General features: G+C 41.2%; 16 protein-coding genes and 13 tRNA genes. 7 read left to right on the top strand and 22 right to left on the bottom strand.

Annotation, left to right across the window (positions count from 1 at the left end):
* Positions 1-67 precede the first annotated feature (67 nt).
* The 20 genes from IEZ33_RS08160 to thrS all read right to left on the bottom strand — a co-directional run bounded on the left by IEZ33_RS08160 (position 68) and on the right by thrS (position 8,762).
* A tRNA-Val gene (locus IEZ33_RS08160) sits at positions 68-143 on the bottom strand.
* Positions 144-196: 53 nt separating this feature from the next.
* Positions 197-273 (bottom strand) — tRNA-Asp (locus tag IEZ33_RS08155).
* A gap of 47 nt (positions 274-320) precedes the next feature.
* Positions 321-396, bottom strand: a tRNA-Val gene (locus IEZ33_RS08150).
* A 53-nt stretch (positions 397-449) separates the two neighbouring features.
* Positions 450-526 (bottom strand) — tRNA-Asp (locus tag IEZ33_RS08145).
* 47 nt (positions 527-573) lie between these two features.
* Positions 574-649 (bottom strand) — tRNA-Val (locus IEZ33_RS08140).
* Between the two features lie 53 nt (positions 650-702).
* Positions 703-779, bottom strand: a tRNA-Asp gene (locus IEZ33_RS08135).
* A 47-nt stretch (positions 780-826) separates the two neighbouring features.
* Positions 827-902, bottom strand: a tRNA-Val gene (locus tag IEZ33_RS08130).
* 10 nt (positions 903-912) lie between these two features.
* Positions 913-988, bottom strand: a tRNA-Thr gene (locus tag IEZ33_RS08125).
* Between the two features lie 26 nt (positions 989-1,014).
* Positions 1,015-1,090 (bottom strand) — tRNA-Thr (locus IEZ33_RS08120).
* 28 nt (positions 1,091-1,118) lie between these two features.
* Positions 1,119-1,194 (bottom strand) — tRNA-Thr (locus IEZ33_RS08115).
* 29 nt (positions 1,195-1,223) lie between these two features.
* Positions 1,224-1,299, bottom strand: a tRNA-Thr gene (locus tag IEZ33_RS08110).
* Between the two features lie 50 nt (positions 1,300-1,349).
* Positions 1,350-1,425: transfer RNA gene (locus IEZ33_RS08105), tRNA-Thr, on the bottom strand.
* A gap of 12 nt (positions 1,426-1,437) precedes the next feature.
* A tRNA-Pro gene (locus tag IEZ33_RS08100) sits at positions 1,438-1,514 on the bottom strand.
* Between the two features lie 276 nt (positions 1,515-1,790).
* A complete protein-coding gene (locus IEZ33_RS08095) occupies positions 1,791-2,090 on the bottom strand; it encodes an integration host factor subunit alpha (RefSeq protein ID WP_191603170.1) in 300 nt (99 codons plus the stop codon).
* Between the two features lie 3 nt (positions 2,091-2,093).
* On the bottom strand, positions 2,094-4,478 hold the full coding sequence (gene pheT, locus IEZ33_RS08090; protein WP_191603169.1) for a phenylalanine--tRNA ligase subunit beta: 2,385 nt from the start codon (positions 4,476-4,478) through the stop codon (positions 2,094-2,096).
* A gap of 25 nt (positions 4,479-4,503) precedes the next feature.
* Positions 4,504-5,499, bottom strand: coding sequence for a phenylalanine--tRNA ligase subunit alpha (pheS, locus tag IEZ33_RS08085; protein ID WP_191603168.1), 996 nt, complete (start codon positions 5,497-5,499; stop codon positions 4,504-4,506).
* Between the two features lie 119 nt (positions 5,500-5,618).
* Positions 5,619-5,975 (bottom strand): 50S ribosomal protein L20, encoded by a 357-nt coding sequence (rplT, locus tag IEZ33_RS08080; protein ID WP_191603167.1) that lies wholly within the window; start codon positions 5,973-5,975, stop codon positions 5,619-5,621.
* A 45-nt stretch (positions 5,976-6,020) separates the two neighbouring features.
* Entirely contained in the window at positions 6,021-6,215 is a 195-nt protein-coding gene (gene rpmI, locus IEZ33_RS08075) for a 50S ribosomal protein L35 (protein WP_191603166.1), read from the bottom strand.
* A gap of 67 nt (positions 6,216-6,282) precedes the next feature.
* Positions 6,283-6,816 carry a translation initiation factor IF-3 gene (gene infC, locus IEZ33_RS08070; protein ID WP_191603165.1) on the bottom strand — a complete coding sequence of 178 codons (534 nt, stop codon included), beginning with the start codon at positions 6,814-6,816 and terminating at the stop codon, positions 6,283-6,285.
* An 8-nt stretch (positions 6,817-6,824) separates the two neighbouring features.
* Positions 6,825-8,762 carry a threonine--tRNA ligase gene (gene thrS, locus IEZ33_RS08065; protein WP_191603164.1) on the bottom strand — a complete coding sequence of 646 codons (1,938 nt, stop codon included), beginning with the start codon at positions 8,760-8,762 and terminating at the stop codon, positions 6,825-6,827.
* A 261-nt stretch (positions 8,763-9,023) separates the two neighbouring features.
* Here thrS and IEZ33_RS08060 point away from each other — a divergent pair, with 261 nt between their 5' ends.
* From IEZ33_RS08060 to IEZ33_RS08035, 6 genes are all read left to right on the top strand, one after another.
* The gene (locus IEZ33_RS08060; protein ID WP_191603163.1) at positions 9,024-9,650 is read left to right on the top strand and encodes an O-methyltransferase; all 627 of its coding nucleotides are present in this window, start codon (positions 9,024-9,026) and stop codon (positions 9,648-9,650) included.
* A gap of 92 nt (positions 9,651-9,742) precedes the next feature.
* On the top strand, positions 9,743-10,450 hold the full coding sequence (locus IEZ33_RS08055) for a GIY-YIG nuclease family protein (protein WP_191603162.1): 708 nt from the start codon (positions 9,743-9,745) through the stop codon (positions 10,448-10,450).
* Positions 10,451-10,674: 224 nt separating this feature from the next.
* Positions 10,675-11,487: an ion transporter gene (locus IEZ33_RS08050; protein WP_206696919.1), complete on the top strand. Its 813-nt coding sequence runs from the start codon at positions 10,675-10,677 to the stop codon at positions 11,485-11,487.
* 4 nt (positions 11,488-11,491) lie between these two features.
* A complete protein-coding gene (locus IEZ33_RS08045; RefSeq protein WP_191603161.1) occupies positions 11,492-11,956 on the top strand; it encodes a CreA family protein in 465 nt (154 codons plus the stop codon).
* Positions 11,957-11,999: 43 nt separating this feature from the next.
* Positions 12,000-13,934, top strand: coding sequence for a RecQ family ATP-dependent DNA helicase (locus IEZ33_RS08040; protein WP_191603160.1), 1,935 nt, complete (start codon positions 12,000-12,002; stop codon positions 13,932-13,934).
* Between the two features lie 185 nt (positions 13,935-14,119).
* Positions 14,120-15,655: a M10 family metallopeptidase gene (locus tag IEZ33_RS08035; protein ID WP_191603159.1), complete on the top strand. Its 1,536-nt coding sequence runs from the start codon at positions 14,120-14,122 to the stop codon at positions 15,653-15,655.
* Positions 15,656-15,751: 96 nt separating this feature from the next.
* Here IEZ33_RS08035 and IEZ33_RS08030 read toward each other — a convergent pair whose 3' ends face one another.
* Positions 15,752-18,349, bottom strand: a complete 2,598-nt coding sequence (locus IEZ33_RS08030) for a TRAP transporter permease (RefSeq protein ID WP_191603158.1) — start codon at positions 18,347-18,349, stop codon at positions 15,752-15,754.
* Positions 18,350-18,526: 177 nt separating this feature from the next.
* Positions 18,527-19,501: a TAXI family TRAP transporter solute-binding subunit gene (locus tag IEZ33_RS08025; RefSeq protein WP_191603157.1), complete on the bottom strand. Its 975-nt coding sequence runs from the start codon at positions 19,499-19,501 to the stop codon at positions 18,527-18,529.
* Between the two features lie 388 nt (positions 19,502-19,889).
* On the opposite strand from IEZ33_RS08025, the gene IEZ33_RS08020 reads away from it, so the two are divergent.
* Positions 19,890-21,656: a transporter substrate-binding domain-containing protein gene (locus IEZ33_RS08020; RefSeq protein WP_191603156.1), complete on the top strand. Its 1,767-nt coding sequence runs from the start codon at positions 19,890-19,892 to the stop codon at positions 21,654-21,656.
* Positions 21,657-21,684 lie beyond the last annotated feature (28 nt).

The following is a 21,684-nucleotide window of genomic DNA, read 5'->3' as shown; positions in this document are numbered from 1 at the left end:
TGACATAAAGGTAAGAAAAAATCTTGTAAATCAGATGATTATGAGAAAATTACTGAGGATAAAATGATGGTGGGTGTGGAGAGGTTCGAACTCCCGACATTCGCCTTGTAAGGGCGACGCTCTCCCAACTGAGCTACACACCCATTTTCATGCTTTCGCATTCAAACAATTTGCCAAATTATCATATTAGGATAAATGGCGGAACGGACGGGACTCGAACCCGCGACCCCCTGCGTGACAGGCAGGTATTCTAACCAACTGAACTACCGCTCCATTTAGCAATTTTGCGTCTGACGACGAAGCGTTTACATTGCTTTAGATGGTGGGTGTGGAGAGGTTCGAACTCCCGACATTCGCCTTGTAAGGGCGACGCTCTCCCAACTGAGCTACACACCCATTTTCATGCTTTCGCATTCAAACAATTCGCCAAATTATCACGTTAGGATAAATGGCGGAACGGACGGGACTCGAACCCGCGACCCCCTGCGTGACAGGCAGGTATTCTAACCAACTGAACTACCGCTCCATTTATCAATTTTGCGTCTGACGACGAAGCCTTTACATCGCTTTAGATGGTGGGTGTGGAGAGGTTCGAACTCCCGACATTCGCCTTGTAAGGGCGACGCTCTCCCAACTGAGCTACACACCCATTTTCATGCTTTCGCATTCAAACAATTTGCCAAATTATCATATTAGGATAAATGGCGGAACGGACGGGACTCGAACCCGCGACCCCCTGCGTGACAGGCAGGTATTCTAACCAACTGAACTACCGCTCCATTTATCAATTTTGCGTCTGACGACGAAGCGTTTACATCGCTTTAGATGGTGGGTGTGGAGAGGTTCGAACTCCCGACATTCGCCTTGTAAGGGCGACGCTCTCCCAACTGAGCTACACACCCGCTAACTAAGTGGTGCCGCCACCAAGAGTCGAACTCGGGACCCTCTGATTACAAGTCAGATGCTCTACCAACTGAGCTATAGCGGCATTACTTAATTTTCTTACTGATTTAATGGTGCCGCCACCAAGAGTCGAACTCGGGACCCCCTGATTACAAGTCAGATGCTCTACCAACTGAGCTATAGCGGCATATCTTAAATCTTTTCATTTTTTTGCTTGGTGCCGCCACCAAGAGTCGAACTCGGGACCCCCTGATTACAAGTCAGATGCTCTACCAACTGAGCTATAGCGGCAACATTTTAATTCTACGATAACACCTAAGTGGTGCCGACACCAAGAGTCGAACTCGGGACCCTCTGATTACAAGTCAGATGCTCTACCAACTGAGCTATATCGGCTTCGTAGAAATATTACAAAAAACATTTCATTCAATGGTCTAATCAAATAATGGTGCCGCCACCAAGAGTCGAACTCGGGACCCCCTGATTACAAGTCAGATGCTCTACCAACTGAGCTATAGCGGCTAAATCACTACTTGGTCGGGACGGCAGGATTTGAACCTGCGACCACTAACACCCCATGCTAGTGCGCTACCAGACTGCGCTACGCCCCGCCTGATAACCTTCTGCTGACAAAGAACTTGTCGTTGCCAGCGGGTGCGTATATTACTATAACGATCTGAAAAGGGAAGAGTTTTTTTTATTTTTTTAGTTTAATTTAATAAAGTTTACTTACATTGTTTGTATATTCATCAAGAAGTTACCCATAAAAGGCTAACTGTCTAAAAAACCAACGAAACAAACAGAAAAAAGCCACACAGACAATTAGGACTGTGTGGCTTGATACTTTCACCCGTTCGATATTACGGCAGTGCATCTAGATCTAAAGATTACCTGTCCTTCATATAGACATCGACCTTGGTCTTAAGCTTTTGACCCGGCCTAAAGGTAACCACCGTTCTGGCGGTGATAGGGATCTCTTCACCCGTTTTCGGATTCCGACCAGGGCGCTGACTTTTTTCTCGGACTTCAAAGTTGCCAAAGCCAGATAACTTAACCTGCTCTCTAGCAACAAGAGTCTCTCTAATGACATCGAAAAAGCCTTCAACCAAATCTTTAGCATCTTTTTTACTGACACTTAACTGGTCAACTAAATTTTCTGCAATATCTGCTTTTGTCAACGCACCCATAAATTACCCCCTAATTACCGCACCTAACTTCGAATTCAGCTCACTGACGATAATATCTAACGAATTGTTTATTTCTTCATCACTAAGAGTGTGTGAAGGATGCTGCCACGTCAAGCCCAAAGCGATACTTTTTTTCGATTCATCAATACCTTGGCCCTGATAAACGTCAAAAATATGCACTTCTTTAAAGCCATCACCAGCTACTGACAGAATGACTTCTTGCAAAGATTTTGCGACCGTCTCTTTATCCACCAACAAAGCTAAATCACGCCTAACCTCAGGAAATTTCGAAATGGGTTGGTAACGCGGTAATTTCCCATTAAGCACAACATCTAAAGAGACATCAAATACATAAACATCCTGATTACAGCCCAACGTTTTAGACAATTGAGGGTGTAACTGACCAATCACACCAATGACTTCACCTCCCACCAATACCTCAGCTGAACGACCTGGGTGCAAGTACACTTGTTGAGTTTGACGGTACTCTGGGGACTCTCCTGAATTTAATGCAAACAACGCATCTAAATGCGCCTTTAAATCATAAAAATCCACTTTTTCACTAGCATGACACCATGACTCAGGTGAAGCAGCTCCAGCAATTAAGCCTGACAAACGCTCCTGCTGGTCCATTTCAGACAACGCCTCTACCGAACCAATAAAACGACGCCCTGTTTCAAATAAACGAACACGAGACTGCTGTCGGTTTTGATTATGTAAATACGCCTTAACAAGTCCTGGAATAATACCTGGGCGCATCACCCCCATATCAACCGAAATTGGATTTTCCAGTTTGATCGCCTCAATTTCAGGATAAAATTGCTGAGAAACAACAGGATCAATAAAACTATAAGTAACAGCCTCTTGATATCCATAAGCAACCAATGTAGATCTTAGTGTCTGTAGCGGCGTTTTGGCCTCTTCAACTGAGCTAAAATCAATTGACGCGGCAGGCATAGACGAAGGCAAGTTATCATAGCCATATACACGGGCTACTTCTTCTATTAAATCCGCCTCAATTGCAATATCAAAACGATGACTTGCGGACTGAACCACCCAATGCTGGTCTGTCACTTCTGTTACATTTAAGCCTAAGCGCTGTAAAATAGTGGTTACAATAGCCGTATCAACTGAAACGGCCAAATATTGATCCAATTTTTTCCGACGAAGTGTCACCGTATTTAACTGAGGTAATTCTGGCTCATCGACAACACCAACAACAGGACCAACTTGACCACCCGTAATGCTGACTATTAACGCAGTAGCTCGTTCAATTGCCTCATTTTGCAACTGTGAATCCACTCCTCGCTCAAACCTGTGGGAACTGTCTGTGTGTAAGCCATACGATCTCGCCTTACCCGCTAGCGCAAGAGGTGCAAAAAAGGCGCTTTCTAAAAAGATATTTTTCGTACCTTCTGAAACACCAGAGCCTTCCCCTCCCATAACACCTGCTATAGCTAAAGGACGCGTTTCATCTGCAATAACTAAAGTATCTTGGCGAAGAGTGATTTCTTGACCGTCTAATAAAAGAATTTTTTCAGACTCTTGTGCCATACGAACAACAATAGAACCTGACAGCTGCTCCAAATCAAACGCGTGCATTGGTTGTCCAAGCTCGATCATCACGTAATTTGTTATATCAACAATTGGGTCAATAGATCGAATACCACTGCGACGTAGTTTTTCAACCATCCAAAGTGGTGTGCTCACGGACAAATCAACACCTTTGATAACTCGCCCTAAATAACGAGGACAAGCTGAAGGGGTCTCTACTTTTACTGGAAAAACATCTTCAATATCAGGCTTGTGTTCTGAAACAGCTATTGGGGTGGTATCAAGCTCATTTAATACACCCACTTCTCTTGCCAGACCAGCAATACTTAAACAATCGCTGCGATTTGGCGTTAGATCAACATCAATAATGACGTCATTTAAATCCAAATATTGGCGTAAATCTTCACCTAAGGGCGCATCCGATGCCAATTCAATGATGCCATCATTCTCTTCACTCAGACCTAGCTCAGCCGCTGAACAAAGCATCCCCATGGATTCAACTTGACGAAGCTTCGCTTTTTTAATTTTAAAATCTGCACCCAGAACGGCACCAATTTTAGCAAAAGCCACTTTAATTCCTGCACGTGCATTTGGCGCCCCACAAACAACTTGATAAACGTCAATGCCGTCACTTACTTTACAAACGCGCAATTTATCTGCATTAGGGTGAGGCTCCGCATCAATAATTTCAGCGACAACCACGCCCAAAAACTCATTTGCTACACCAGAAACTTCATCGACTTCCAGTCCAGCCATTGTAATTTGAGCCATTAACTCGTCACTGCTAATCGCAGGATTGACCCACTCTCTTAGCCAATTCTCACTAAATTTCATAGAAAGTACCTTGAGCCGTTATAAATTAATTAAATTGTTTAAGGAATCGCAAGTCATTCTCAAAGAACATACGCAGGTCGTCTACGCGATAGCGCAGCATAGCAAAACGCTCAACACCCATACCGAAAGCAAAGCCAGTGTATTTTTCAGAATCAATACCAGACATTTCCAGCACTTTAGGATGCACCATACCGCAACCCAAAACCTCTAACCAAGAGCCTTCACCCTTACTATTAATACGCCAGATATCGACCTCTATAGAAGGCTCTGTAAACGGAAAGTAACTCGGGCGGAATCGAGTTTTCACATCTTCTTCAAAGAACACATTCAAAAACTGCTGTAATGTACCCTTTAAATCGGCAAAAGAAATATTCTCATCAATTAGCAACCCTTCAACTTGATGGAACATTGGCGTGTGAGTTTGATCTGAATCGCAACGATACACTCTACCAGGACAAACGATCCTGATTGGCGGTTGAGATGTTTCCATTGTTCGAACTTGAACAGGAGACGTGTGAGTACGCAAAACAGTATTTGCGTTAAAATAAAATGTATCCTGCATAGCGCGAGCAGGATGGTGCGCTGGAATATTTAGCGCTTCAAAATTGTGATAATCATCTTCTATTTCTGGACCACCAACAACATCAAATCCAATACCTTTAAAGAAACCCTCAATCCGTTCTTGGGTTCGTGTTACAGGGTGCAAACCGCCCACTTCTTGACCGCGACCAGACAAAGTAACGTCGATGGCTTCATTGGCAAGCTTGGCGTTTAACGCAATCGCTGCTAATGCGTTTTTTTTGTTCGTTATTTCTAATTGAACTTGGGCTTTTGCTTCGTTGACAAGCTGACCAATTTTAGGGCGCTCTTCAGCCGATACATTACCAAGCTGCTTTAAAACAGCCGTCAACTCGCCTTTCTTACCAAGATATTTAACTCGAATCTCATCTAAGGAAGATTCACTTTCGGAAGAAGACACAGCGTCTAGCGCATCCGAGAGAATTTGCTTCAGGTTTTCCATTTATTACTCCCAAAAATAAAATAGGGGAAGAGCATAGCTCTTCCCCTATTAAAGACTGCTTCAGACTTCTTTATTTCTACAGAATAAGAACAAAGAAACCTGTCATGCTACGTCAGAAATTAAGCCAAGCTTGCTTTCGCTTTTTCAACGATTGCAGCAAAAACTTCTTTCTCGTACACAGCTAGGTCAGCCAATACTTTACGGTCAACTTCAATTGCTGCTTTTTTCAAACCAGCAATGAAACGGCTGTAAGACAAACCATTGATACGTGCCGCTGCGTTGATACGGGCAATCCACAATGCGCGGAATTGACGTTTACGCTGACGACGGTCACGGTATGCATATTGACCCGCTTTGATAACCGCTTGTTTCGCTACACGAAACACACGGCTACGAGCACCGTAATAACCTTTAGCTTGCTTTAGAATCTTTTTGTGTCGGCGACGAGCCTGAACACCACGTTTTACGCGAGGCATAATATAAACCTTTTACTAATTAATTAACTAAAAATGACCAAATACTTAAATGTAAGGCAACATGCGAACAATTAACGCTTTGTCGCTCTGTGCAACCTGGTGCAAAGCACGAAGTTGACGCTTACGCTTAGTCGATTTTTTAGTCAAAATATGACTAGTATGAGACTGTTTATGCTTAAAACCATTCGCAGTACGCTTAAAACGCTTAGCTGCGCCACTGTGTGACTTAATTTTGTTCATTATTAAAAACCACTTCGCATTCGTTAATGTTAGTGCAATTTCCTGCCATCCGATTGGACAACCAAAATTACTTCTTCTTTTTGGGGCCTAGCACCATAGTCAATTGACGACCTTCCATTTTCGCAGCTTGCTCTACTGCACCATACTCCTCTAAGTCTAAAGCGACTCGATTCATAAGTTGCATACCAAGCTCCTGATGTGCCATTTCACGACCGCGGTATCTCAAAGATACTTTAGCCTTATCCCCACCTTCAAGGAAACGTATCAGGTTGCGGAGTTTTACCTGATAATCCCCTTCCTCCGTCCCTGGACGGAATTTCATTTCTTTTACTTGAATTTGTTTCGCATTTTTCTTTTGAGCGGCCTTAGCTTTCTTCTGCTCGAAAATATGCTTACCATAATCCATTATTTTACAAACAATAGGATCAGAATCTGCAATTTGCACTAAATCTAACTTAGCTTCTTCTGCTGCCTTTAGTGCTTCTTCAATCGAAACAACACCGACTTGATCACCATTTTCCGCTATTAAACGTACTTCGGTGGCTTGTATGTTTTCGTTGATTAGCGGACGTTGCTTACTTGATTGACGTCCGCGGTTCATATTGCCTTTTATAGTGAAATCTCCAATTCTTGTTTACGACTACGGCGAGCGACTTCTTTTCGAAGCAATTCCTCAAAATCAGTAACACTCATGACGCCGAGGTCTTCGCCGGTACGGGTTCTTACAGCAACTTGATGTTGCTCAACTTCTTTATCCCCTACCACGATAAGGTAAGGCACACGTTGTATTGTATGCTCACGAATTTTAAACCCGATCTTTTCGTTTCTCAAGTCTAGTTTTGCTCTAAAGCCATTAGAATTGAATCTTTTTGCTAAATCTTCGCAAAAATCCGCTTGTCGATCGGTAATATTCATAATTACAACTTGTTCAGGAGCCAACCAAGTTGGGAAACTCCCTTCTGTCTCTTCTATCAAAATACCAATAAAACGCTCTAAAGAACCAACAATTGCTCGGTGCAGCATCACAGGCGTCTGCCTAGAGCCATCTTCCGATACAAATTGAGCACTTAATCTGCCTGGCATTGAGAAATCAGCCTGTATAGTACCACATTGCCAGACGCGACCAATAGCATCCTTTAAAGAGAATTCAATTTTTGGACCATAGAAAGCGCCTTCACCAGGCAATTCCTGCCAATCCAAATCAGCGGCATCCAATGCATCAGCTAAGGCTTTTTCAGATTTATCCCATACTTCATCAGAACCCACTCTTTGCTCTGGGCGAGTAGATAAACGATAAATAATATCGGTAAAACCAAAGTCTTGATAAACCTCATGTAACAAGCGAATGAATTCAGACACCTCTTCTTGCAATTGGTCTTCCATTACAAAAATATGACCATCATCTTGGACAAAATTACGCACTCGCATTATACCATGCAAAGATCCTGATGGTTCATTACGGTGACAAGAGCCAAACTCAGCAAACCTTAGAGGTAAATCACGATAGCTTTTTAGCCCCTGATTAAACACTTGTATATGGCAAGGGCAATTCATCGGCTTAATAGCATAATCACGATTTTCTGAGTGAGTCGTGAACATACCACTATTAAACTTACCCCAATGACCTGATTTTTCCCATAAAACGCGATCCACAATTTGAGGTGTTTTAATTTCGTGATATGAATTCTCTCTTTGCTTCACTCTAAGGTATTGCTCTATCTCCTGATACAGAGTCCAACCTTTCGGATGCCAAAACACCATCCCAGGCGCTTCTTCTTGAACGTGGAACAGATCAAGTTTCTTACCTAGTTTTCGATGATCCCTTTTCTCCGCCTCTTCCAAACGAGTCAGATACGCTTTCAGCTCTTTTTTATCATTCCAAGCCGTACCATAAATACGCTGTAACATTTCGTTATTAGAATCACCGCGCCAGTAAGCGCCAGCCAGCTTCATCAATTTAAAATGGCGCAACACTTTCGTATTTGGCACATGAGGACCACGACACATATCCATGTATTCTTCGTGATTATACAGCCCCACATGGGTGACAGACTCATCCATCCCATCAATTAACGCTACTTTATAATCTTCATCACGCGCGACAAATTGAGCTCGTGCTTCTTGGATAGGCGTCATAACCTTGACGACGTCATAATCCTTTTTAACCAGCTCTTGCATGCGCTTCTCAATCGCCGCCATGTCCTCATTTGTGAAAGGACGCTCGTAAGCAACATCGTAATAGAAGCCGTTGTCGATCGTCGGGCCTATAGCCATTTTTGCAGTCGGAAATAACTGTTTAATAGCGTGCCCCACTAAATGAGCAAAAGAGTGACGAATGATTTCTAGACCATCCTCATCTTTACCAGTGACCAAACTCAATTCTGAGTCATTTTCAATCAGTTCACAGGCATCAACTAAAGAACCATTCACTCGTCCAGCAACGGTTGCTTTTGCTAAACCAGGACCTATATCTTGCGCAACCTGCATAACAGTCACAGAATTTGGAAACGAACGTTTGCTGCCGTCAGGCAAAGTAATCTCAGGCATTTTTTTCCCCTATTCGGAGTCAGTGGTGCTCCATACCAAAGAGCACATGTAAAGTTAAGCCTGTAAATTAACATTTACTTACCTATGATGCTAATTTATTTAGTGTTTTTTCTAATAAAAAGTCTTGCAATAAGCCAATTTTTATCAATTCTATTTTTTAAAATAAATAGTCTCTTTTTTTCAACAATTCCCCTTGGACTTTCACCATTAGCAAGGTAAAATTACCGACTGTTTCACAGCAACTCGATTTTACAAGGTTTTATGACCCATAACGCGCTTGATAATTACTGTATTGATACCACTCAATCAGAACCGGAACTGTTACTAGAATTAGTTGACAGTACCTATTCCGATATGGGGTATCCAAATAAGCTATCGGGCAAGATTATTGGTAGAACGCTAAAGTTGCTTGCAAAAATGACTCAACCACAACGTGCTTTAGAAATTGGTATGTTTACTGGCTATTCAGCCCTTTCCATCGCGGAAGGTATGCCAGACAATGGTGAGTTAATTTGCTGTGAAACCAACCCAAAAGCAATTGATTTTGCTCAATCATTTTTTGACCGTAGTGCATACGGACACAAAATCACACCTATTTTTGGTCAAGCGTTAGAAACAATAAAAACCATACCAGCCGGCTTGGATTTTGTTTTCATTGATGCAGATAAGCGTAATTATCTAAATTATTATGAAGCTGTTGTTCCTTTAGTCAGATCAGGAGGCTTAATTGTCATAGATAACTCTTTATGGCAAGGACGAGTTCTCAATCCAAATGAAAACAGTGATGAAGCTGTTAATTCATTAAATCAACGCATATTTCAAGACAATCGCGTTGAAAATGTCCATCTAAATATTCGTGATGGTCTAAACTTAGTTATCAAACACTAATACATTTACAAGAGATACGCGGATAATAGAAGGATCTTCTTTTTATTATCTCGTGTCTTATGCTATTCAAAAAATTCAAAGAGGCAGCGATTTTGGTCGTTTTTAAAATCACTAATAACGAAACAAACAAACACTATATCGGCACATCTTTTAATAGTGGATTCCAACGCTTTGAGCAATATGTCGAAGCATCAAACGAAGGGTTAGACTTTCCTTTGTACGATGAAATCCGTGAATTTGGGGCTGATGCATTTTCCGTTGAAGAACTGTATGAAACGGACGATAAAGAAGAACTATATGAGCTAGAACAAGATTATGTATCTATCTATAATGGCATAAGCTTACGAGGCTATAAAATAGGTCAATCTGCTGCAAAACCAGCATTAGCCAATTTTGGCAAAAAAGCCATGTTTGACTCAAATGGGGTTTCCACAACGGCACCGGTCAAGAAAACCACGCGTAAAACAACAGCAAAAAAAACCGTTGCACTACCAAAAAAAGAAGAACCTAAACCAACTTCAACCTCTTTTTTTGGTGAATTAATTGGTGAAGATCGTCTAGATGGTCCGGCTCAAAAAAACAGCGAAAAGAAAACATCAACACCAACCATCGCTAGACCTAAGAGTAAGGCGGCTATTCAAAAACTGCTTAGAGAAGCGGAAAAACAATCAAAGAAAGAGCGCGAAGAACGTTTAAAATCTGCACAGCAAGCACAAGCTGATGAGATGGCTCAGATCATGGCGAAAATCGATCTAACCTCGAAAGCCTCCACATCTGCGTTCCGTCGCCGCAAAGGGTAATTCACTCTAGTGCTATTTAGCGAGCATAGCCTCTATGCTCGCTACTTCCTTTCATATCCCCCCTGTGCGACACTCCCACTTTCACTCACAGCCTCTCTTGCATCATACCCATTTTGAAAAAAAGTAAAGTATCGGTAATATGTCTATTTTTATACGATATATTCCCTATAATGCCATCTCGATTTTTATTCCTTCTTTTCACTCCTTAGTAGGTAAAACATTATATGATGTTGTCGCAGTTACAGAAGCGGTTCCAACGTATCGACCAAAGTAAACTTTTTCAATCTTTTGTTATCGCCGTCATTATTATTTCAGCGTTAACCGTTGGAGCCCATACTTACGCATTACACCCTTCGGTTGAGCTGGCACTTGACTGGATGGACTCCTTTATTACTCTTTTCTTTTTGATTGAGTTAATCATTCGATACTTTGCAAGCAAAGGCATCAAACATTTTTTCTCCAAAGGATGGAATATATTTGACACCATCATAGTACTTGGCAGTCTATACCCTGCAGCAGGTTCGACAATGCTTATTGCCCGATTATTACGGATATTCAGAGTATTGCGACTGGTATCAATGATCCCAGAGTTGAGATTATTGGTAAACTCCTTACTTAAAGCCATCCCCCAAATGGGCTATATTGCCTTATTAATGTTCGTCATTTTTTATATATACGCCGCCATTGGCAGCATGCTTTTTGCCCATATAAACCCCGTTTTATGGGGCGATGTCTCCATATCCATGCTAACGCTCTTCAGAATTGCAACCTTTGAAGATTGGACCGATATCATGTATGAAACAATGGTCATTTATAAAATAAGCTGGGCGTATTACTTGTCCTTTATTTTCTTAACAGCCTTTGTCTTTTTAAATATGATGGTTGGTACTATTTTAGAGATCATGACACAAGAACACCAAAATGCTCGCGACAAAGAAGCGGGGGACGATGCACTACCCGCCACACAAGGTCAGGTAAAAGCTCTTGAGCAGCAAATTGCCCACCTTAGCAAGCTACTTGAACAAAAGGATCAATAATCTCATGCGTAAATTAGCCATAATGGTAACCTTAACAACCTTAGTAACGGCTTGTGATAACAGCGAAGTTGGCGATGTAAGCCTTGGCTTGTTAACCACCAAGGATATAAAACTCAATACATTAGTTGACCCGATAGTAACTGGCGTAACCTGTCATGTTGCAAGCATTGAAGCCAATTTAGACTTCTCGGATCCGAGTGATTCATCTATTGCCTGTCGTCAAACAGGAGAAATCACACCAGAAATGATAACCAGTATCGATGATTCAAAATCAGGTGAAATTATATTTACAAAATCGAAAAGTATATTTTTCAAAAATATGAAAATACGCCGAATTTATGATAAAGAATCGCAGACTCTTATGTACGTTTCATATTCTACAAAAGAGACATCTGGCAGCTTTAAACACAGCCTTTCTACTGTGCCATTGTGGGGAACAGAGGCATTTAACGCCTCAACATCACCATAGAAAAATAAGAGCATTCAATGAAATATAACAGAGGAACGTTTACATGGACGTAATTAAATCGCTCAAAAAGACATTTGGCTTTGAACAGTTTCGCCCAGGGCAAGAAGAAACTATTCAACAATTATTAGCTGGACACTCTTCGCTGGCCATTTTTCCTACCGGGTCAGGTAAGTCATTATGCTATCAATTTACCGCACTACAATTGCCAAATTTGACATTAGTAGTATCTCCCCTTTTAGCTTTAATGAAGGATCAACTGTCTTTTTTAGATTCTCACGACATTGCGGCCACCAGCCTAGACTCCAGCTTGACACCCGATGAATACCAAATGCGATTACAACGCATAAGACAAGGCGAAGTTAAAATACTCATGGTGTCTGTGGAGCGCTTTAAAAATGAACGTTTTCGGCGGTTTATCAAATCCATTCCAATTTCGATGCTTGTTGTAGACGAAGCGCATTGCTTGTCTGAGTGGGGTCATAACTTTAGGCCTGATTACCTAAAGCTCCCCTTTTATAGAGACGAATTACAAATACCGTTAGTTTTACTGCTTACCGCCACTTCTACCGCTAAAGTCAAACACGACATGGCGGAAAAATTTAACATAAATAAAGAACACATTGTCCAAACCGGTTTTTACCGATCAAACCTTAATATCGATATTAGAAGTGTCTTAGAAGAAGAAAAAGACAGCGTTCTGATTGATACATTAGCTAGGCAACATGGCTGTGGTATTGTTTATGTCACACAACAACAAACAACGGAAACCTTAGCCAATACACTCAGACAACAGGGCCTTAAGGCACAAGCCTATCATGCTGGAATGGAAAGTGACTTCCGCCAAGCCATTCAAAGTAATTTTATGGACAGCAAAATCGATATCATCGTTGCAACAATTGCGTTTGGAATGGGTATAGATAAAGCCAATATACGTTTTGTCATTCACTATGATTTACCAAAATCAATCGAAAGCTATAGCCAAGAAATCGGTCGCGCAGGCCGAGATGGAAAACCCTCAAATTGTATTTTACTAGCCAACCTTGATGGCCTCCATACAATTGAGAATTTCATTTACTCTGATACACCAGAACACCACAGCATAGAAGCCTTGCTCGATACAATAAAACATGAGAGTGAAAATAAAGAATGGTCTATGCAAATGCTGAAAGTGGCGAATGCATGCAATATCAGACAACTTCCCTTTAAAACCATGCTGGTTCAACTAGAGCTTTTGCAAATTATCCAACCTAAATACAGCTATTTTTCCGATGTGAAATATCATTTCATCCAAGATAAAAACGCTATCCTTGCTTCTTTTACAGGAGAAAGGCAACACTTCTTAAACGCCTTATTTCAACACACATATTTTAAGCGAGTATGGGGAGACGTTAATTTTGACACTTTATATCAAGATTACGGTGCAGACCGATCCAGAGTAATGACCGCCTTAGAGTATTTATCTGAAAAAGGTCTTATTGAGTTAAGCACCAAAGGCATAACGGATGTTTATGAAGTAAATACTGAAAAATTGCATACAAATCAACTCACAAGCCATCTTGAACACTATTTCCTTGAAAAAGAGCAAAGTGAAATAAAACGCATTGAAACCTTAATTAAGTTTTTCGAATTAGAAAGTTGCTTAAACCAAAGCCTGGCAAATTATTTTGATGATTGGAACGCTCCGTCAAACTGCCGCCACTGTTCAGCATGCCTAGGAAAACCTGTTAAACTGTCTTATTCAAACACACCCTACATCCCACCAAAAGAGCTAATTGAAGAACACCTTGCTGAGTTAACCTACGCTATTAGTCAAAAATCTCCGCAAGCAAATGACTGGATAACACAAAAATTACAGTGCCGCTTTTTACTAGGATTAACCCAACCTCTGTTTACCAAAATTAAAGCCAGAGAATTGCCTGGGTTTGGATCATGTAATACTTTACGCTATCAAGATGTACTTAGATTAACTGACTTTTAACCTTCAGCCATCCTAACACTGGCTATCTTTGCACTTAACTTACCCTTTAAGTTGAGCGTTTTTATGGCCAGTTATGAGAGTCTTCTTCTATAATAAATACAAGTTAGATACAAAATCACTATTCTGCCAACGCTTTGCACACTTAAACGCTAGAGCAACCACGCCAACTCATGAGGCAACCTACGATGACAGCAACAGATCATTTAAATACGTTTAACATCTCTATTGAGGAAGCCCGTACTTTCATTATCACGCACATTAATAATCCAAGCGTCATCTTACAAACGTGCTTGGCCTATGGCGTGACAAACCAAATGCTGGCTGAAATTTATGGCGGAATAAGCAAGCAAGATGTTATTGAGTTTTTTAACAACGTTGGACTAAACAGTTTAGAATTGGATGCGACGCAAACCAACCCGGAGGAATTCAGCACTCAAGATCTGGATGTCGATGCGGCCTCAATACAATCATTAAATAGCCCCAACGTTATCTCTCTTGCTTCTGGAGACTACTGGTCAGACACAAACCTAACTTACAGTTTCAACACCTCTTTTCCCAACTATTATTATTCGGAACTATCAAGCGCTTACTTATCGTCCGGGCCGCAGGGTGGATGGAAAGCCTTAAGTGCAGCCGCTCAAACAGCAAGCAAGCAAGTATTAAATGACGTTTCTAACCTTACTCTATTACAGTTTACCGAAGTATCATCCACTCAAGGCGACATTAACTTTAATTCGTTAACTTTTTCAAACGCCACAGATGGATTCGCTTATTACCCCTCCACCCAGCCAATTGGAGGAGAGATATTTTTAAATAACACTTACCAAACCGAAGAGGATTATCAGAAAGGCGGAACAGCCTACAACACTCTGGCTCATGAGCTTGGTCATGCCCTTGGACTAAAGCATTCATTTGAGAGCCCCAACCCTCTAAGCAGTAATTTTGAAAATTCTGATTACTCAATCATGTCTTATACGGACGTAAGAGAATTGGTTCCAATGTTTAGCTATGACCCGAGTACATTTAGAATCAATGTGGTTTACAGTCAAAGCGCCTTAAAAGATTCCTTTAGTGTGTTAGATGTTGCGGCCTTACAGGCGATTTATGGCGTAAACTCATCCTATGCCACAGGCAATAATACTTACTCATTGTCTTTTGATCAGAAAAAATACCTTACTATTTGGGATGCAGGTGGTACAGATACAATAAACTTAGCAGACACCACTGGAAACAGCTCAATCGACCTTAGACCAGGACAACTTTCGTCAGTAGATGTCCGAAGTATCAATCAACAGGTGTCCGATACCTTAGAATGGCTAACTACTCAGAACGCACCCGACTATTCAGATTTTGTAAACGAAGTATTTAATGATAATGGCCGCTCTTTTTACACAGGAGAGAACAGTTTATCCATTGCCTTTGGTGTTTGGATAGAAAATGTTACGACAGGCTCAGGAAATGATATTGTGCGTGACAATGCCGTCGATAACAGGATTGATACAGGCTCTGGTAATGACATAATCCAACTGTACGAGGGTGGATACGATCAAGTCAACGGGGGAGACGGCCTCGACTCAATCTATCTTGATAAGCCCTCATCATCCGTAAGCTACGTAAAATCTGATTCAGGGTATACTCTGATTGGTGATCACTTTTCAGCAGAAATCATTGGCATTGAGACACTAGTGTTTAATGACAATAGCAGCATCACCCTTGCTTAACACCCTTTCTATTAGACATGAGCGACACCTTATTAGCTGGCGTTAAAATAGATAAGCCGCAACGAAGCGGCTTATCTATAAATAAACTAAACTAATTTATGCAAGAGCACCTTCATTCCTTAATCGTCTTTTCTGTATAAATGCAACTAATAGGGCCAACATGAACGCAGGAATAAAGAACCACTCTTTCCTAGGTCTGTCCGCCTCTACTTGAAATTGCGTAATTTCCCAATCAAAATCCAAGCCTTGCTGCTCAGCGAACTGCCCGAACATTAGATTATCAATCAAGATACGACTTTCTTCGTCTCGCAGCTCTAAACCCGCTCCATTGGCTAGTCGTGTTTCCGCATCACCTTCCAAGGAAAGCGGCATGATTACGGTTTTCTCAACCCATCTACCGTCGATGTTTTCTCCTTCAACAGAAACACGAATTGAATTAAGATCTTCATGATTGTCGATAAACGTTAACATTTGATTGGCTGAATATACCTCAAATGGCGCGATAATTTGATCCAGCCAAAAGCCTGGACGGAACAAAGTAAAGGCAACCAAAATCAGCAATGCACTTTCATAAAGCCGACTCTTCGCCATAAAATAACCTTGCGTTGCAGCGGCAAATATCAACATCGCCGCCAATGACACAAAGAACACCACAACACCTTGAATAAAGGTCACATCAATCAATAAGAGGTCTGTATTAAAGATAAAAAGGAAAGGCAACAGCGCCGTTCTCATTGAATAGAAAAATGCGGTAAACCCCGTTTTGATAGGGTCACCACCAGAAACCGCCGCGGCGGCAAAAGAGGCCAAACCAACAGGAGGCGTCACATCCGCCATGATACCAAAATAAAATACAAACATATGAATGGCGACTAATGGCACAATTAAGCCATTCTGAGAACCTAACTCGACAACCACACTGGCCATTAACGAAGAAACTACAATGTAGTTGGCCGTTGTTGGCAACCCCATTCCAAGCACAAGTGAAATTAAAGCGACCATTAACAGCATAATGATGAGCACACCGCCAGAAACCAGCTCTACAAATTCAGCCATCACCTGGCCAATACCGGTTAATGTAACTGTTCCGACTATGATTCCAGCGGTTGCCGTTGCGACCCCGATACCGATCATATTGCGAGCACCCGTGTTTAACCCATCCACCAAGTCAAGGAAACCTGCAACAACATTTGCTTTAATATTGTCTTGCTTACGAAACCAGGCTTTTAAGGGTTTCTGCGTGATCAAAATAAATGCCATTAACATGCTTGCCCAGAAAGCGGACAACCCTGGAGATTTCCGCTCAACCATCAAGAACCAAATCAATAACACTAACGGCACTAAATAATACAAACCGGCTTTGTAAATATCACTAAACAAAGGCAACCGGACAATTTCGGCATCAGGATGATCCATGTGCAAATCATCCGTTTTTGCCGATAGGTACAATAAACCAATGTATCCAAACATCACTAGCAACAACAAGCCTATATTTGCAATATCACCTAAGACCCAACGAATGGCCGCAACTAAGTAGTACAAAGCACCGGCTAAAATCAGCAAACTGGCGGTAATAATACCACTGCGTAAAACCTGCATCTTCCAACCATAAGCTGGTGATACTCGAGGTAATCCCTGCATATTGCTTTTTAATGCTTCTAAGTGAACAATGTACAACAACGCAATATAAGAAATGGTGGCCGGTAAGAAGGCATGCTTTACCACTTCAATATAAGAAATTCCGACGTATTCCACCATTAAGAATGCTACGGCCCCCATTACTGGCGGCATAATGACACCATTAACGGACGACGACACCTCAACAGCACCGGCTTTCTCTGCACTAAACCCCACCTTTTTCATTAAAGGAATGGTAAAGGTTCCAGTGGTCACGACGTTCGCAATAGAAGATCCAGAAATCAAACCGGTCATAGCAGAAGATAAAACAGCCGCTTTTGCTGGTCCGCCTCGCATGTGCCCTAATAAAGAAAAAGCAACTTGAATAAAGTAATTACCCGCACCCGCTTGATTTAATAAAGCACCAAATAATACAAACAGGAAAACAAAACCCGAAGAAACGCCCAATGCAATACCAAACACCCCTTCCGTTGTCAGCCACATGTGAGTCATGGCTTTTTCTATAGAAGCCCCTTTCCAACGCAAAATTTCAGGCACATAATCACTGTCACCAAAAAACACGTACGCCATAAAACACAGAGCCACAATAACCAACGGTGGCCCTAAACTACGACGAGCCGCCTCAAGGGTTAACAGTATCCCGATTGCCGCAACGACTAAGTCAATCGTTGTAGGCAAACCAGGGCGCATGGCCAAGTCTTCGTAAAATAAGAACAAATATGACGCGCAAAAAGCAGCGATCAAAGCCAATATATAATCAATATAAGGAATACGGCTTCGTGGACTGGATTTAAATGCAGGAAAAGCAAAAAAAGCTAACATAACGGCAAAAGCCAAATGCAATGCCCTTGACTCAGTATCATTTAAAAACCCGATGCCGAATTGCGATGGTAAAGGTGAGCCAATCCATAGCTGAAACAAAGACCAAATAAGAGGTAGCGTTAACAAAAGAGCAATGGCGAAGCGGCTTTTAGGTTGACGATTTCCTGTATCCGCCTCAGCAATCAGATCATCTAGATCCTCCGCTGTTGGGGACGAGTTTGTATTCTCAGACATTCAAGCTCCAGAAATTAAACATTCTGTATTATTCAACACATTAAGGATGACTTTTAAAAAGCGCCTTCGAGGCGAATACTCAGAAATTAGAAAAAGGTGGGTGATTACCATAAAATTCAGTGGACGAGCTTAAAAGTCGTCCACTGAATAAATAAAGACTACGACATAAGCAATCGCTTATTTTAAGTAACCTTGTTCACGATAATATTTCTCAGCTCCAGGATGAAGCGGAGCAACCAATGAAGAGCTAGCCATTTCTACCGGATCCAGATTTGCAAAGGCTGGGTGTAAGCGTTTGAACGAGTCAAAGTTTTCAAAAACCGCTTTTGTTAACTCGTAAACGGCTTTTTCTGAGACATCAGTCGAGGTTACTAACGTTGCTTTTGGACCAAATGTAGGTATGTCATTTTCATTACCTGCGTACATGCCCCCAGGAATGACCGCAGAAGAAAACTCATTACGCGTCATCATGATGCTCTTAGCCGCAACGTCATTCATCGGAATCATGTTAATGTCGCATGTTGTTGTCGCTTCTTGTGCAGAACCATTAGGCAAGCCAGATAACCAGATCGTCACATCAAATTTATCGTCACACAAAGCTTGAGCTTGTTCTGACGATTTTAATTCTGCGGCAATGGCAAAAGAGTCTTTTGTCCAACCTTTTTCAGCCATCAGAAGATCCATCATTGAGCGGTTACCTGATCCAGGATTACCAATGTTAACTCGCTTTCCTTTTAAATCATCAAAAGTCTTAATATCTGAATCGGCTCTTGCCATCATATGGATGGGTTCTGGATGAAGAGAGAAAACAGAACGTAGTTTAGGGTAAGGATTCCCTTCAAATTGCCCAATACCAGCTAAAGCAGCGGCTTGCACATCTGATTGAGCAATACCAAACTCTAACTCTCCAGCCCGAATACTGTTAACGTTATATCCGGAACCACCCGTTGATTCAACAGAACAACGAATACCCGTTGTTTTGCGCTCTTTGTTTAACATACGACAAATTGAGCCACCCGCAGGGTAATAGACACCCGTAACGCCACCAGTACCGATCGAAACAAACTCAGTATTTTGTGCCATCGTTAGTACAGAGGCACCTGCAAGTGTAGGGACAATTAAAGATTTCAGGATTGTTTTTGTTATAGTCATATCGCTCTCTTTTTGCATTTTAATGTTATTAACTTTACCGAAAGACTACATAGCAATGGCTATGCCAATCAACAAAAACGAGCATAAATCATTGAAAATAAAGAGTTAATATGATTTTCAATAAAAATGGAGCAATTTCATTTATAACAAACGTTATAAACGTCAATCACCAAATAGGCCAATCGCCTACTTATAATCCATCAAAGCCTTTGAAATTATTAGAAAAACGTAGAAATATAATAAAAGATATATCGAGAGCCCTCTCTATAACATAAGTTATGGAAAAAAGATGTTTGGCTCTTATATTTGAATCATGTAATTAAAATGCTAGTGTACGCAGCTATTTTAATTAAACTTATCTTCATTAGATAAAGAATTAGGCTGCTATATGACTAAAACGTCTCTCATAGTTAATTTTATGACTTATTGTTTATTGATCAGTCTATCGCTCTTCACCACTAAAACACATTCCAATACGACAGACACCCCTCCTCCTCCTTCTTTAAAAGATAATGCTGCGATCCCCGCAACAGGGGTTAGAGAGAACAGCCTAGTTATAAAAATTGCCGCCGACAGCAGCTATCCCCCTTACGAATATCTTAATGAACAAGGAGAAGCAAGTGGATACAGTGTTGAACTAACAAAAGCCATTGCACAAGTCATGGGACTTAAAATCGAAATTATTATGACGGATTGGCAAAATGCGTTAAATGGCTTACACAGTGGAGAGTTTGATGCACTCCAAAGCATTGCTTACTCTGATGACAGAGCGAAAATCATTGCTTTTTCTTCCCCTCACTCTATCACGAATCAATCAATATTTGCGCGTACGGATGACTCTAAAATTCACTCTATTGAAGCGTTAAGAAATAAATCTGTCATAGTTCAAGATGCCAGTATCATGCATGAATTCCTTATTGAAAAAGATCTAGGCGCAAGGATTATTCCCACAAAAACCCACACCGAAGCGCTAAGACAATTATCTGCAGGCAACTATGATTTTGCCTTAGTTGCAAATTTACCAAGTTTATATTTAAGTAAAGAACTTAATTTAAACAACATTCGTCCCGTCTTTAATCCAGTAAGCGGCCAGCGTTTAAGTTATGGTGCACTCGCAGGGAATGAAGAATTAATTGCTAGATTTAGTGAAGGGTTGGCTATTTTAAAGAATACCGGTATTCAACAAAAAATTTACGATAAATGGTTAGGCACACTTGAAAAGCAAGATTCCTTAATAAAGACCATTGGTCCTTTTGCCGTTTACTTCTTAGGCGTCCTAAGCCTTATTTTTATGGCTGTTGTTGTTTGGAATAGCATGCTAAGAAAAGAAGTTGATAAACGCTCTCAGCAACTAAAAGATCAGCAGCAACAACTAATCCAAGCTGATAAAATGGCCTCTTTAGGCGTTTTAGTTTCTGGGGTAGCACATGAAATTAACAACCCTACCGGTCTGTTAATAGTCAATCTTCCATTACTTAAGTCCGCGTGGGAAGATGCCCTCCCCTACTTAGAGCGCCACCCAGAATATGAAAACATAACGCTTGCAGGGCTGCCTTTTTCGAGAATTAAAGAAGAACTACCTTATATAATGCATGAGATGAATCACAGCACCATTAAAATACGCGACATTGTTAATGACTTAAAAGACTTTGCTCGAGTTGAAGCGGAGGACAATAAACATCTTGTCCCACTAAACGATTTAATCTCCACATCCGTTCGACTAGTGGATGCTTCTATACGCAATGCCACCGCGCATTTTGACCTCAATTTAGACCCAAAAAATCTATCAATTTATGCTAATCCACAGCGCATTGAACAAGTCATTATCAACTTAATTATTAATGCCTGTGACTCCCTAGAAGACACAGACAAACGCATTCAACTTTCGACGTATTTTGATGTAGATAAAGAAGAAGCGACCATCACACTTGAAGATCAAGGAAAGGGAATTAAAGCCGAGCACCTGCCGAGACTCAGCGAACCTTTCTTTACAACTAAAAGAGAAGCGGGTGGCACAGGGCTTGGTCTTTCCGTCTCCTCTGGTATTATTTCCTCTTATCATGGATCCATGAGTTTCGATTCAGTCGTTGGCTTAGGGACAAAGGTCATAGTAAAACTACCCATTATAAATTCTCTCTCAGCATCCGACGTTTAATTCTTCCTAAACACCGTTACTTCGAGGC

The sequence above is a fragment of the Marinomonas algicola genome (assembly GCF_014805825.1).
Taxonomy (GTDB): domain Bacteria; phylum Pseudomonadota; class Gammaproteobacteria; order Pseudomonadales; family Marinomonadaceae; genus Marinomonas; species Marinomonas algicola.
The sequence above is the reverse complement of the archived record's forward strand: the minus strand, read 5'-3'. Positions and strand labels throughout refer to the sequence as shown.